Here is a 14661-nt window from a genome sequence, read left to right as displayed (position 1 = left end):
CCCCGAAAACGGCCCCCCAAGCTGCACCCGCTTGTAAGCCTCATAAATCGCCTCTAAAGCAGGCTCAGGCAGCGGCCCTTGTCCGCCGTAGTTAAAATAAGCTTTATTGGCCAAAGCTGAAAATTGTTGCCGGTGATTGTCCTTTGTCATTTTTTTTGGGGAATTATTGATAACGTTAATATTGCATAAATGTCGATCGTCCAAAACCTCTCTAAAAAAGGTTTCTTCTTCCTTCTTCCTCCGCTAGCATCTCTTTTGGGCATTTGTAGTGCTATTTGAACACAGTAAGTCGTCCTGAAACCTACTTTTTAGATGCCGCATAAATCCTCCCGACTAATGACTAATGACCAATGACCAATGACTAATGACTTCTAATTATTCTCTGCCTTGCGAATACTAAATGTTAATAACTGACAAACTGCTACTTTCCTATCAACGATGCAATCTCCGAGCATTTTTAGACACCTGCGGAGACTGGAAACAACTAGATCCCCCCAGCGACTTTTTGCTGAAACTGATGCGCGACAGCGCCGCATACCAGCAGCAGGTTTTGGAACACGAGACTTACCAACAACCATATTATCCTAGAGGGGATTGGGAAGCTGGCGCGATCGCTACATTGAGTTTAATGCAGCAAGGAGTCGATCGCATTTACCGAGGAGTTCTAATCCAAGGCGAATTGGGCCAAACCAACGGTAAATTAACTTCTATGGTAGGAATTGACGGTCAATATTTCTCAGATACGGGGGAAGTCTCCCAAACTAATATTCATCTTTCATCCTCCACTCCGCACTCTTCAAATATTACCCTCGTCAGCCGCCCGCATTTATTAATCAAACAGCCAGGACAATCCAAATTTGGCGATTGGAGTTACGTTACTGCCGATATTTGGCTCAGCAAACGACCAAAGCTAGACTATCAAATTATTGCAGCTTTTCACGCCAGAATATTAGCGGCCGTGCAGGGAAAAATCCCCGAATCTGCGTGGCTAATGCTGCGAAAAAAAGGGTTTTGGGAAGTGAATATCGATCGGCGAAATCCTCAGATGTTCGAGATATTAGATCGCTGCATTCAGATGATAGAAAATATGGATAAACCCGAAGTGTTCATTTCCCGCCAAAAATGCAATCTTTGCGGTTGGTATACTACTTGTCATGGGGAAGCAGAATCTATTAAACATCTTTCGCTATTGCCCGGAGTTACTGCCGGCCGCTATGCTAGACTAAAAACTCTAGGAATTACTGATGTAGAATCTCTCGCTAATGCTAATTCCGAATTGCTGGCCGATTATCCAGAATTTCCCGACAGAGTTGCTTTTGATGTGGTGCGGCAAGCTCAATCTCATTTGTTAAATCAACCGCTGTTGCGGGAAGAAGGAAGTTCGGCAACGGATTTTATAACGGATGTAACGGATGTCAGTTCGATGGAAGTCGGAAGAGGGAAGAAGGAAGAAGGAAGGCACGACACGGATTTTGACATGGATACACGGATCAAGGATATAGAAGAAGGTAGAAGTGAGAATTTAGAACAACTTAACTTATCTGAAATAGTACCAGATATTGTAGATAATATCTTGAATGACATCACAGTTGAAGAAGTAAAAATTAGAGAAAATAAACCAGCAGCACCAGCAAAGCCTGCGCCTATTCTCCGCAGCAAACCAATTCCCTATTCTCAATCTGTTTTTTTGTCGGTAGCCCCAATCGAACTCTATTTTGACATTGAAGCGGAACCGGAGATGAATTTAGATTATCTCCACGGAGTCTTAGTTGTCGATAGGTACAACAAAACTGAAAAATTCCACGGTTTTCTGGCAGAATCAGCAGCAGAGGAAGGTGCAATTTGGGAGCAATTTTTAGAATTAATGTGGGCTTATCCTATTGCTCCGATTTTCCACTTTTGCGACTACGAAGTCAAGACTTTTAAACGCCTAGCTAAACTTTACAATACTCCAGCTTATTTGTGGAAACCAGTGCTGAAACGGTTTGTAGATATTCACAAACAAGTGACGCAAAAGGCGATTATGCCGGTGGAAAGTTATGCACTCAAACCCATCGCCCGCTGGTTGGGTTTTGACTGGCGCGATGCTAAGGCTAATGGGGCTCAGTGTGTCTGTTGGTACGATGATTGGCTCAAAACTGGCGATCGATCGATCTTGGAGGCGATCGTCCGCTACAATGAGGACGACTGTCGCGCTACTTATGTGGTGAAAGATTGGTTGACTAATTTTTTGCTGAATCAGAAACGGTGATTTTATGATTAAACGAACCGCGAAGGCGCAAAGGGCGCGAAGTTAGAAAGAGAAGATAGTAAGATGCGAAAGTCAGCAAAAATAATTATATTTATTTCCTGTTTTTTGATAGCAGCAACTGTGGCAATTTTGATAAATTTGTCAGTCCAATCTTTCGCCCTTACCAAAATAGATTTTATCGGCAGAGCAATATTTCCTACTGGTTCTCCGTTTCAGGGGACGGAGATTGGCGGACTTTCGGGGATTACCTACGATGCCGAAAAACAAGTTTATTATGCCATTTCGGATGACCGCAGCAGCAAGGCTCCGGCTCGCTTTTATTCTCTCAAAATAAACTTGAAATCGGGTAAATTGGAAAAAGAAAATATTGAATTTACTGGTGTCACTACTTTATTAGATGAAAAGGGCGAAAGTTTTCCGAGTTTAAGTTTAGATCTAGAGGGGATAACTTTTGCGGGCAATAGCGTGTTTGTTTCTTCGGAGGGAGATGTCGATCGCCAAATCAATCCTTTCATCAAAGAATTCTCCCTCGACGGTAAACTGCTCAAAACGCTGCCAATTCCCGATCTATTTTTGCCAGACGACAAAGGCACTAAAGGCATTCGCAACAATCTATCCTTTGAAAGTTTGACTTTAACTCCCGATCGCCAATATCTATTCACCGCCACCGAAAACGCTATGGTACAGGATGGCGCCGTGCCTTCTCTGGAAAAAGGCAGCCCGTGCCGGATTCTGCGCTACGATGCGTTAAGCGGCAATCCAGATGCCTCCTTTGCCTACATCACCGAACCGCTACCCCCTGGTGCAAATCCTGTGGGAAAATTCACTACCAATGGTTTAGCGGATTTGTTGGCGATCGACGACAAGCGCTTGCTGAGTTTAGAGCGTGCTTTCTCCCTGGAAACCGGCGTTACTGTTAGGCTATTTGAGGTTTCTTTGGAAAAAGCCGATCGCATAGAAGGGATAGAAAGCCTCAAAAGCAGTCGGGGCGAGGTTTCTCCCGCTCAAAAACGGCTGCTGCTGGACTTGGAAACCCTAAAAATTCCCCTAGACAACATTGAGGGGTTGACATTCGGCCCGGAGTTAGCCGATGGTAGCAGAGGTCTGATTTTGGTCAGCGACAACAACTTCAGTCCCCTACAAGAGACTCAGATTTTGGGCTTCCAAATAAAAGTTCAAAAAACCTCTTGACAAAAGGTGAAGTTATAGGCATAATAGAAATTGTGCCTGAAAGAACGGCAAAACGAGGGACAGTAGTTCAATTGGTTAGAGCACCGCCCTGTCACGGCGGAAGTTGCGGGTTCGAGCCCCGTCTGTCCCGTTCTCTCGTAAATATAAAGTTTAAGCAGTTCAGCTTTGTAAAAAAGCTGAACTGTTTTAATTTATACTCAAGGATAACTCCTTGTACGATCGGCAAGCGCAGTACAAGGCTGGATTCTAACCAACTGCAGAAGGTATATTGTGTCAGTACGCACAGAACTGCTACTCCGTCTCAGACAGGAAGTTCTCGGCCCGAGAGAGTCTTGTTTCGAGGTGTTACCCAGCACCCAAGACCCCCGTAATGAGTTCATCACCGGTGTCCTGATCCCGCGAGATGCTAGCGAGGAGGATGCTAAGGAAATTGAAGGAGAGGCTGAAACTTTAGGGACTGGGATAGATGAATGCGGCGATGACGATTCCGACGAAGAATCCCCAATTGCAGCAGCAGCCCCGATTTTAGATCCCAAGTCTTTACCCCGTTCTATGGGGATTTCTTTTATTGTCCGCGCTACAGATACAGGGAAACCGCAGATAGCTTTTTGTGCAACTTGGGCGCGGTATCAAGATCAAAAAGATCCGCAGGGAAAACAAGTTTTCAGGCGAGTTCCACATTGCTACCTAACTCCGGAAATAACACCTATTTCCGAATTTTTACAAATCCCCGAAATAGATGCGGTTAGAATTACTCTTCGCAGCGCGCGGCGGGGTGACAATACTTACAAAGTATCGATTTACCTAGTTAATGAAACTTCTCTGATTGACCCGATGGAAGAGTCGGGAAAACGGCGGTTTCAGACAGGCGATATGATTTTTCAGCCTCAAATTCGAGTCCTTTGTGCAGAAAATACTGAACTTTTACCTTTTGATAGTTTTGAACCGGCTGCGGAGGTTCCTGCGGCGGGAAGTCTTGAAGAAGAAGATGAATCGTTAGCACTCATATATCGAGAGTATCAAGCTTACGCGCGGGGTCATTTGTGCGCTGCTGTTTGGGCAGAAATAGACCCCGAACGTCCTTGTCAGGTAGAAAATCCCTTGCTGTGGATTGACGCAGAAGTTGTCGATTCTGAATACGGAAAAGAGCAGCGGCAAAAGTTTGCTAAACCTGAATGCCGAACAGAATATGTCCCTTGTTATCCGATTCAATCTCCAGAAATTGATTGGGATTTGGAAACTGGACATCCTCCTGAACTCAGGACAACTGCATTAGCCCAAACCTGGAATCCGATCGCAATTCGGGAGGCGCTGCAACCTCTTGTCCATGGATATGCAGCTTGGATAGGTCAACAAGCCACAGCAGTCGATCGCTTGGAGAGTAGATATCGCAGGGCCGCTAACCGACACTTAGCAACCTGCCGTCAAGCAATGGCAAGAATTCAAGAAGCGATCGATCTGATCGCTGAGGATGAGGAAGTTAGGCTGGCTTTCTGTTTAGCTAATAAAGCAATTGATTTGCAGGCTTCTTGGAAGGGTAAGAGAGATGAATTTAGATGGCGACCTTTTCAACTTGCTTTTGTGTTAGTGAATATTCCGGCGATAGCCAATCCACTCCACCCCGATCGCGCAACTTGCGACTTATTAGCATTTGCGACTGGCGGCGGCAAGACTGAGGCGTACTTGGGTTTAGCTGCTTTCACTATGGGATTGAGAAGATTGAGATCTCAGAAAGATCCCGAGGGCGATCGCACCGGACACGGTATTAGCGTCATTTCTCGATACACCCTCAGACTCTTAACAATTCAACAGTTTCGTCGTGCTTTAGGCTTAATTGTCGCCTGTGAAGTGTTGCGAGTTGAAAATTTAGGAACCAGTGCACCTGTCGGTTGGAGACCTCCAAAGTGTAGCTTGAAAGATAGTAACATTTGGGGAACTACGCGCTTTTCTGCCGGATTGTGGGTTGGGGGAAGTGTTACGCCCAACAGTCTAAAAGGATCGTCATATCTCAGGGCGGGTGCTATTGATGCCCTCAAAGGGCAAAAAGCAGAGGGAGAACCTGCTCAGATTCTTAACTGTCCTTGTTGCGGCTCAATTCTAGCTATTCCCAAAGATGGTTTGGGTGCAAAACAAGACGGACATACTATTTATTTGGTCATCAAAGGTGAAGTTAAACCCAGCTTACTTGCTCGCCACGTTATACCTTTAGAGGAAATGGCAAAAGCTCCTATTTTTTCTGTATCTAACAACAGCAATGCTGAAGGTTATATTACACTATCAATTAATTTTAATTTAAAAGAAGGTGTCAGACTTTTATCGGGACAATTAGATGATTGGTGGAGAACTCAAGTAAAACCTCACTCAATCGATACAGAATTAGTTGCTTTCAGAATTAGCAGGTCGGGATATTTTAAGAAAGCTTATCAAGGCAGCCGCGGTGCCGAAAATATCGAAAATTTTGAAATTTACTGTCCCAGTCCCAACTGCTACCTAAACACGGCTAAGCAATGGAATGAAAAAGTACCCATTCAATTTAACCAAACATCTAAGCCTCTCTTCAACATTTCTAATAAATTGGTTTGGGAAAATCCAATAGCAGCTTTCAAACAAAGCTCGCACTCTTCCAGAATCCCAATTTCAGCATTTACAGTAGACGACCAAATTTATTCGCGCATTCCTTCTTTACTGGTTGCTACAGTAGATAAATTTGCCCGTTTAGCATTTGAGCCAAAAGCAGGCTCTCTTTTTGGCAACGTCAATCGCTATTGCAGCAGAGAAGGTTACTACCGTGCGAATGCAGGAGTTGAGTCAACATCTCCTCAAAAGCATAAAAAAGATGTGCATCCGCTGTTACCGCCCGACTTGATTTTACAAGACGAGCTGCATTTAATTGAAGGCCCATTAGGCAGTATGGTAGGGCTTTATGAAACGGCTGTTGATACTTTGTGCGAACAAATGTATCGCGGTCAAATTGTCAAACCTAAATATATTGCCTCTACTGCAACGGTACGACAGTCTCAATCCCAAATACAATGCCTGTTTGACCGCAATGTATTTCAATTTCCACCGATGAGTCTGTCAGCAGCAGATAGCTTTTTTGCCAGAACGCCAGCGAATGTTCACCCCATAGATACTGATGAAAACGATCGACATCCTAGCGGTCGCCTGTATGTTGCTGTGTGTGCTCCTGGTAAGGGCGCTCAAACTCCGATTGTTCGGCTGTACTCGTCAATGCTCCAAAGTATTTGGGAACTGAGACAAGGAGAATATAATGACACAGATTGCGATCCGTACTGGACGCTAGTTGGTTATTTTAATGCGATTAGAGAGTTAGCTGGAGCCTTGACTCTTTACCGCCAAGATATTGCGGAACGGCTGAAGTATGTTGCAGATATTAAAGGAGTTGCTCAACGAGAGTTAGGCGAAGAAATAGAGCTTTCCAGCCGCAAGGATTCGACGGAACTGCCAGGTTTATTGAGCAGCCTCGCCCAATCATTGCCTGAAGCCAAAGATATTGTTTTGAGTACGTCAATGTTTGGTACAGGTGTTGATATCGATCGCCTAGGTTTAATGATTGTCAACGGTCAGCCGAAAACTACTTCATCCTACATTCAAGCTACAGGTCGAGTCGGTCGTTCTCAAGGAGGTTTAGTCATTACTTTCTTCAGAGCTAGCCGTCCGAGAGACTTAGACCATTACGAGTTTTTTACTGGGTATCACAGAGCTATTTATCGCTATGTTGAACCGATTACAGTCACACCATTCGCTGCTAGGGCTAGAGAGCGAGGTATGGGGCCCGTAGCCGTCGCATTGCTGCGCCAAGCCAGAGAAATTCAGAATGTACCTGTTTTGGCGGAATGGGCGGCAAGGAGCAATGCTTCTGTGATGCAAAATAATCGCAAAGCGGAGGAATTAGAGGCGATCGATCAAGTAATTAACAGGCGATCGCAAATTCAACTGCCAATTCGCCGCCCGCCAGAAGATCAGGTCGATCGCGAAGTGCGAGCAGGCTTCGATCGCTGGAAAACAGTCGCAGAAAATGAAAACAATCTGGTTTATGAAGAATATGCGATCGATAAAGATCCAACCAAGCCCGTTGTCTTAGGAGATGAGCAACATCAAGAACGAAACTTTTCCGTCGTCTATCGGAATGCTCCCCAGTCATTGCGCGACGTAGAAGGAATGACACGCTTTGGTAGCATTCCCTCAAATTATCGACAAAACTCAGAAAATCAACGAGGTTAATTATGGCATCAAAAGGTCAATCTCTGCGGCCTTCACAGTACATTACAACTTTTGGGCCCGGCAGCATTCTGGAAACGCCAGACGGCCCAGTTGCGATCGCCTCTCCCAGCCATTCCCGGCTATTTGATAATAGTCATCCTGAGATTTATGAAATTCGAGACTTGCGGCTTTCACAAACTTTGTTGAATAACAAAAAAATCTTTCGGCTACCATCTAACGCTGAATTAGGATACAAAGAAAATTTAGTGGTATATAACGCTTATAATTTTCCGAGGTGGTCTCTGTGTCCAAATCACGGCATTCTTTACAGATACGAAAATCAGTCTTTAATAGATTGTCCTGACTGTCCCAAGAAACGCACATGGGTAGACGCATGGGCGAAGTCTCGCGAAGAAGCCGTTCGCTTTGTTTTAGCTTGCTCCCACGGACACGTTGATGAAGTTCCTTGGGCCTCGCTCATGAAACACACGGCTAAATGTTCTGGTTCAAGTTTCTACAAGTGGCAAGGCGGTGGAGGTGCCATCAAAAATATTCAGATTACCTGTCCAAATTGTGACGCTAAACAAAACTTTGGAAAGGCTTATTCTAGAAAGTTTCCATGTAGGGGTAAATTTATAGAACGAGGCTCAGAAGAAGGTACTGGATGTGGAAAGCCAGCCAAAATAATTCAACGCGGTGCTGCTAATTTGCGAGTTTCTGAAATCAGGTCTGCACTGACAATTCCTCCATTAGATACGGCTTTACACCGCCTCCTTCAAAGTCGTGCTGTCTTAGATGTTCTTGTTGCCGTACCTGTAAATTCTAAAAATCAGCTAGTACAGATTTTGAACAACTTAGTTAAAGGAAAGCGCCTCGATCCCACAATTACTGAAACTATTAATCAGTATGATGAGGCGGAAATTATGGGAGCGATCGCTGACATTTTAGGCGAAATAAACAATTCCGAAGAAATAACAGAAGCAACACTGAGAAAAGATGAATTTATCAGCTTGCAAAATGCAGCTTGTGACGGTGCTCCTCCTCAGCGTTCCGATAAACCAGGAGGGCCGAATCAATTTGAAGTCTACATCGAAAATGTGAGGCAATTCAACTTAGATTCAGGTCGAATTTTGAGGATAACACCGCTAAGCCGATTGCGAGTAGTAATGGTACAAATTGGCTACACGCGACCAATTGATGCAGACAATGAAAAAAATCAGCCGAAAATTGTCCCGGTTGAATACGTGCCTCCAAACGAGCGTATTGCTTGGCATCCTGGAGTTGAATTGTTTGGTGAAGGAATTTTTATCGATTTTGTATCAGACCGCGAACCTCAAGGAATTTCCGAGCATTTCCCTTTACAAGGAGAAGCCCCCAATCGCTGGCGACGCGCCTATAATGCACCCGAAGGCTACCGAAAAATCAAGGCTATGCCAGGAACTAAAGAAGAGTATTTGCATCCTGTTTTTGTGTGGTGGCATACACTCTCTCACCGTTTAATCACAGCACTTTCAGTTGATTCTGGCTACTCTAGTGCGGCCATACGAGAACGAGTTTATACCTCTACAGTTAACAATAAAACAACAGGAGGTGTGCTGCTTTACACTGCTCAATCGGGCGGCGACGGGACACTGGGAGGATTAATCGGTTTAGTTCCCCATTTCGATCGCATTCTTAAATCTGCTCTTCGCAATATAGATGCTTGCTCTAATGACCCGATTTGTATTGAAGAACAATTTGGAGAAGACAAGGTAAACGGTGCTGCTTGCTATGCGTGTCAGTTAATTTCTGAAACTTCCTGCGAACACAGAAATACTTTACTAGACAGGGGATTGTTACTAGACAATTTACCGTAAAAAATCTCGCATACTTGCATAGTAGGATTGTACTTGCTCGACAATAGGTTTGGCTATCGCCTCAGCTAAAAGAGGCGGCACAGAATTACCAACTAACTCAAACATTCTAGTCATAGGTGCGTCAAATACAAAAAAATCTGGGAAACTTTGCAGTCTTGCAGCTTCTCTGACAGAAATACTTCTAGTCTGAGTTGGATGAATATAAGCTAAACAGTCTTTCTGCATATGTGCTGTTAGTGTCCACGAAGGTTTATGCGATTCTAAGCGTCTGTACTTGTCCTCAAAAATTTGATCGCTATAGCGTTTAAGATCGTCAGGTATATTTTTATATTTTCCTCCTTGAGGCATGATGCTAAATATATACAAATCTTTGTCATTGTGAGCGCGACAAAGATGATTCATTACTGTTGTGTCAGATTGGCTTCTCATCAATTTTTGATATTCGGATTGTGGTCCGCACTTGTAATCTGTGGCAGAGTCAACTTGCCTTGGTGCCGTATTTTTTGTTTTTAAGGACAGACATTTAGGCTCTAATTGCGGTAAATCTTCAATAGCTTCTCCCACAGAAATAGGAGAAGCTGTATTCGGTTCGGGAAACTCAAAATTTAGATTTAAATCCTTGCGCCGCCCGACGATGAACAGGCGTTTTCGGATTTGAGGCACGCCGTAATCAGAAGCTACTAAGATTTTTGAGCTAATATCATAGCCTGGATAGTCGCCATCTTTTTTGTGCAGTCCATTTTCCAAATCTTGGATCAAAGTAGGGAATATCCAGTGGCTGTTGAGATAATTAACATTTTCAATTACAAAAAAGTACGGTTTATAATATTCAAGGAATCGAATAAAATCTTCGTATAAAAAGTTTCTAATATCCCTTTCAATATTTTTGCCTAAAGACCTCATTTTGCCTTTACCAACTACTGAAAATACTTGGCACGGCGGCCCGCCAATTAAAATATCAACTTCTCCGGGCTGCAAACCAAGTTTACTTAAATCTGTAATGGATTCGATCGGTTTGGCATCCAGCTTGAGCTGGCAGTCAGGGAAGTTTTTATGATGAGTTCTGATGGCATGGGGATTTTTATCAATACCTCCGATAATCTCGCAGCCGGCATTTTGAAAACCTAAACTCATCCCGCCTGCACCGCAGAAGAGATCGAGTACAGTAGGAGCTTTGATTGTGGACTTGGTTTGCTTAGGCATCAATCAGGACAGTCTTTCAGGTAAACTAATTACTACGTGGTATAGTTTAGTCGAAAATACTGGCAAAAAAACTTCTGCTGCTGGCGATCGAATTTTTCCCGAGCTAGTTTATCAGGTGTTGGAGCATCGAAGGTCTGGCTATTTGATAGAGTAACACTAGGACGATCGGCACTAGAATCGGAATAGCAACCAACAATCCCCATTTGCCAAACCTCAACTTTTGACCGTCCGATTTGAACAGGACAATCACAGCGATAATTCCCATGACTACCCAGAGGCCGCCGAAGCCCATGAAGACTGTATATCCTGCATCTTGCATTGTTTTTACCTGCTTTCGATCAATCAATCTTTAATGTTAGTTGCAGTTGGTTCCTGCTGAAATCTGCAAATCCGTCGATCGCACTTACTCAATATGACTCATTTCGAGTTTGGTTGGCAGCGGCCTTGAACTTCGCACTCGATCCGCGCAGTTCGATCGCTCATAATACTTGCTAAATCCTGCCTTCGGGTCAACCTCAGCCGCCAATCTGCCCAAATTCCGTACAGCCAATTAGCGATCGCCCCAATCACCGGCAACTTAGTAACAGCATAAATCCATCCCATTCCCAAAATCTCATAAATACGGCGAAAAACCTCCACATTTTTAACCGTCGTACCGTCGGGTAACACCGCGTGAATCCGCCCCATCGCCGTTTCGTAGTCAACTCCGCCGTGGGCTTCCGGGTTATAGCCATCCTCCGCGATATCCACAAACGACACCAAACCTCGCCCTGCATCCCGTTTCTTCAAAAAATTCACCTCTCGCACGCACAGCGGGCATTCAGCGTCGTACAGCAACTCGATTTGCCAAGAGGGCTTAACCTCAACAGATTCGGAAAACTCGGTTTTAGCAGCAGACATAGGGAAATATGTTTTAAGAGCGATCGCACACAAACATTCTACAAGAATTATTTGGTAGTCCTACGACAGTTATTTGTGCTTTGAAAATAGTCCCAAAGGTGAATTCAGTCTTGGCCGCCCGCAATGCTAATATCATCAAGATGCCCTTTGCCCAGTTGCCCAACAATCAAATATCAAACAATTCCAGGCCAAGCACCTGCCAAGCACAACTGTTAATTCGGCAACAAAATATAATAAAATTTTAAAGTCTGAAACATCCGCGATTCCCCCAACCAGCAAATCAACCCCAATCTAAAAGCAAAAATATACATGAATGTCAGAGTCCGTCTAGCCCCCAGTCCCACCGGAAACCTCCACATCGGTACCGCCAGAACCGCCGTATTTAACTGGCTGTTTGCCCGCAACCAAGGTGGCCAATTCATCCTGCGGGTAGAAGACACAGATGTCGAACGCTCTAAAAGCGAATACACCGATAACATCCTCGAAGGACTCACATGGCTGGGGATGAACTGGGACGAAGGCCCGAGTTTTCAGTCCGAGCGTCTGGAAATATACCGCCAAGCAGTCCAAACCCTTCTAGACAATGGACTCGCCTACCGCTGCTACACCACGTCGGAAGAACTCGACGAAATGCGGGAAGCACAAAAAGCCAACAAACAAGCCCCCCGCTACGACAACCGCCACCGCAACTTGACAAGCAAAGAGCGCGCAGCTTTTGAAGGCGAAGGGCGACAAGCTGTGGTTCGGTTTATCATTGACGACGATCGCACAATTTCTTGGAACGACATGGTGCGCGACACCGTAACCTGGAAAGGTAGCGACCTCGGCGGCGACATGGTAATTGCCAGAGCATCCAGCGGCGGCGTCATCGGCCAACCACTCTACAACCTCGCCGTAGTTGTCGATGACATCGACATGGCCATCACCCACGTCATCCGCGGCGAAGATCACATCGGCAATACTCCCAAACAAATATTGCTCTACGAAGCTTTGGGCGCGACAATCCCAGAATTTGCCCACACGCCGCTGATTTTAAACTCCCAAGGGCAAAAGCTTTCTAAACGCGACGGCGTAACCTCGATTTCTGACTTCAAAGATATGGGCTACCTCCCCGAAGCTTTAGTCAATTACATGACTTTGCTCGGTTGGACTCCGCCGGATTCAACGCAGGAAATATTTACACTGTCCGAAGCTGCAGAATTATTTACATTCTATCGAGTCAACAAAGCTGGTGCAAAATTTGACTGGGACAAACTCAACTGGCTCAACAGTCAATATCTCCACAAAATGCCAGTACCGCAATTGACAGATTTGCTGATACCTTATTGGCAGAAAGCCGGTTATGAGTTTGACACCGAGGCAGACCGCCCCTGGCTCGAACAAATAGCTGCTTTAATCGGCCCTAGTCTCGTTCGCTTAACCGATGCTGTCGATATGTGCAAGTTGTTCTTCTCTCCCACTGTGGAATACGAAGAAGAAGCACTCGCACAGTTGCAGCAGCCAGGGGCTGCAGAGGCTTTACAAGCAGTTCTAGAAGTTCTGGAAAGTCATGCCACCCTGCAGTCAGCCGAAGCTCAGAAAATCACTAAAAAGCTCAGTAAAGAGAAAAATCTGAACAAAGGGCTAATTATGCGATCGCTCAGAGCCGCTCTGACAGGTGCAATGCACGGCCCCGACCTGATAGAATCTTGGGTAATCCTTCACCAGCGCGGGACAGCGAAAACCCGCTTGCTTGAGGCCATTAGCAACTTGAATTTGCCCGCTGTTGGTGTCGCGGCCGAAACTCCTACCCCAGAACAACCAAACGCAGAAACAGTCGCCGAAACTTCTGTCGCACAACACCCAGCAGCGGAAGTTTCACCAGCCGAAATACCGACTTCAGCACCAGAGGTTTCAGCAGTCGAAATATCGGCTCCTGAAGCAGTGGCGGCAGAAGTTACAGCAGTCGAAATACCGACTTCAGAAACAGGCGAAGTGTCGGCTCTAGAACCAACCGACGGGGAGGTTGCAGCAGTCGAAATACCGGCTCTTGAAACAGTCGCAGCAGCAGTTGAAATACCTGCCGCCAACCAGCAAAAAACTATTGCGAGTGGAGAAATGACTTCATCAAACGAACCAGAAAAAACAATTATCATCACCGAAATTCCTGCTGAAAATGAAGCAGACAGTTCGAGCGGTACCACACAAGTCATAATTACCGAAGAACCGCCAAGTCAGACCCAGCAGATCAAAGAACAAATTATCTCAATTTTGTCGGAGTTTCCCGCTTACATCGGTAGCTTTTACGAGCAGTACAAAAGCCCCCTGACAGTTGTCGGTGTAATTTTAGCCTCGATTGTTTCTTTGAAAGTGCTTTTGGGCATAGTAGACGAACTCAATGACATCCCCCTGCTAGCACCCACATTTGAGCTAATCGGTATCGGATACACCGCATGGTTTGTCTACCGCTATTTGTTGCGCTCTTCCAACCGCCAACAATTAGGTCAAGAAATTCAAGCTTTGAAAGAACAAATTTTTGGCAAAAAGTCCTAAACTTTTGCTGGTAATTTGTTGAATTTGTGCCCGACATTGACAACTTTTTATGAGTTGTTAGTGTCGGATTTTTTCATGACTGTTAACTGTTGACTGTTCACTAATAACTGTTGACTGTTAACTGTTGACTGTTAACTGTTAACTGTTGACTGTTGACTGTTGACTGTTGACTGTTGACTAATGCTTTCGGGCCAACTAACAACTGAGGGCCCGCACGCACCATCCACCGCCCCTACCAACTAACAACTAACAACTAACAACTAATATCGTTTCCGCTTGCATCGGAATGATTTAACCGGCGCTAGAACACAGAGTACACAGAGTCCGAGAATATATATCTGAATCATTCCGATGCTACCGGATTTGATATAACAACTAACAACTGCCAACTAACAACTAACAACTAACAACTGCCAACTAACAACTGCCAATTAACAACTAACAACTAACAACTAACCACTAACAACTGCCAACTACCAACTACCAACTGCCAACTCACAACTG

At 44.9% G+C, this 14661-nt stretch carries 8 protein-coding genes, 1 tRNA gene and 2 pseudogenes; 7 read left to right on the top strand and 4 right to left on the bottom strand.

What is annotated here, in order from left to right; genetic code table 11:
* Positions 1–150, bottom strand: a pseudogene (locus tag IQ263_RS15445) (aminotransferase class V-fold PLP-dependent enzyme); the annotation flags it as partial.
* Positions 151–400: 250 nt separating this feature from the next.
* Between IQ263_RS15445 and IQ263_RS15440 the strand changes: the two are divergent.
* From IQ263_RS15440 to drmB, 5 genes are all read left to right on the top strand, one after another.
* Complete coding sequence (locus IQ263_RS15440; protein WP_194068194.1) at positions 401–2251, top strand: TM0106 family RecB-like putative nuclease; 1851 nt, start codon at positions 401–403, stop codon at positions 2249–2251.
* A 120-nt stretch (positions 2252–2371) separates the two neighbouring features.
* Positions 2372–3442, top strand: coding sequence for an esterase-like activity of phytase family protein (locus IQ263_RS15435; protein WP_370589105.1), 1071 nt, complete (start codon positions 2372–2374; stop codon positions 3440–3442).
* 56 nt (positions 3443–3498) lie between these two features.
* A tRNA-Asp gene (locus IQ263_RS15430) sits at positions 3499–3572 on the top strand.
* A 140-nt stretch (positions 3573–3712) separates the two neighbouring features.
* A complete protein-coding gene (gene drmA, locus IQ263_RS15425; protein WP_194068192.1) occupies positions 3713–7687 on the top strand; it encodes a DISARM system helicase DrmA in 3975 nt (1324 codons plus the stop codon).
* 2 nt (positions 7688–7689) lie between these two features.
* A complete protein-coding gene (gene drmB / locus IQ263_RS15420; RefSeq protein WP_194068191.1) occupies positions 7690–9522 on the top strand; it encodes a DUF1998 domain-containing protein in 1833 nt (610 codons plus the stop codon).
* Here drmB and IQ263_RS15415 read toward each other — a convergent pair.
* The 3 genes from IQ263_RS15415 to IQ263_RS15405 form a co-directional block, all read right to left on the bottom strand.
* Complete coding sequence (locus IQ263_RS15415) at positions 9514–10725, bottom strand: DNA cytosine methyltransferase (protein WP_194068190.1); 1212 nt, start codon at positions 10723–10725, stop codon at positions 9514–9516. The two genes, drmB and IQ263_RS15415, sit on opposite strands and share 9 nt — an antisense overlap.
* A gap of 103 nt (positions 10726–10828) precedes the next feature.
* Positions 10829–11044 carry a hypothetical protein gene (locus IQ263_RS15410; RefSeq protein ID WP_194012303.1) on the bottom strand — a complete coding sequence of 72 codons (216 nt, stop codon included), beginning with the start codon at positions 11042–11044 and terminating at the stop codon, positions 10829–10831.
* Between the two features lie 98 nt (positions 11045–11142).
* Positions 11143–11625 carry a thiol-disulfide oxidoreductase DCC family protein gene (locus IQ263_RS15405; protein WP_194068189.1) on the bottom strand — a complete coding sequence of 161 codons (483 nt, stop codon included), beginning with the start codon at positions 11623–11625 and terminating at the stop codon, positions 11143–11145.
* A gap of 309 nt (positions 11626–11934) precedes the next feature.
* On the opposite strand from IQ263_RS15405, the pseudogene gltX reads away from it, so the two are divergent.
* Positions 11935–13356: pseudogene (gene gltX, locus IQ263_RS29860) on the top strand (glutamate--tRNA ligase); the annotation flags it as partial.
* 366 nt (positions 13357–13722) lie between these two features.
* Positions 13723–14157: a CAAD domain-containing protein gene (locus tag IQ263_RS29855; RefSeq protein WP_333093038.1), complete on the top strand. Its 435-nt coding sequence runs from the start codon at positions 13723–13725 to the stop codon at positions 14155–14157.
* The last annotated feature ends 504 nt before the right edge of the window (positions 14158–14661 follow it).

This window comes from Tychonema sp. LEGE 06208 (assembly GCF_015207505.1).
Classification (GTDB): Bacteria; Cyanobacteriota; Cyanobacteriia; order Cyanobacteriales; family Microcoleaceae; genus Microcoleus.
This window is presented reverse-complemented; position numbering and strand designations above follow the sequence as displayed.

Coding starts and splice junctions, on each gene's coding strand:
- IQ263_RS15415 (WP_194068190.1), bottom strand. CDS start 10,725: ATGCCTAAGCAAACCAAGTCCACAATCAAAGCTCCTACTGTACTCGAT.
- IQ263_RS29855 (WP_333093038.1), top strand. CDS start 13,723: ATGACTTCATCAAACGAACCAGAAAAAACAATTATCATCACCGAAATT.
- drmB (WP_194068191.1), top strand. CDS start 7,690: ATGGCATCAAAAGGTCAATCTCTGCGGCCTTCACAGTACATTACAACT.
- IQ263_RS15440 (WP_194068194.1), top strand. CDS start 401: ATGTTAATAACTGACAAACTGCTACTTTCCTATCAACGATGCAATCTC.
- IQ263_RS15405 (WP_194068189.1), bottom strand. CDS start 11,625: ATGTCTGCTGCTAAAACCGAGTTTTCCGAATCTGTTGAGGTTAAGCCC.
- IQ263_RS15410 (WP_194012303.1), bottom strand. CDS start 11,044: ATGCAAGATGCAGGATATACAGTCTTCATGGGCTTCGGCGGCCTCTGG.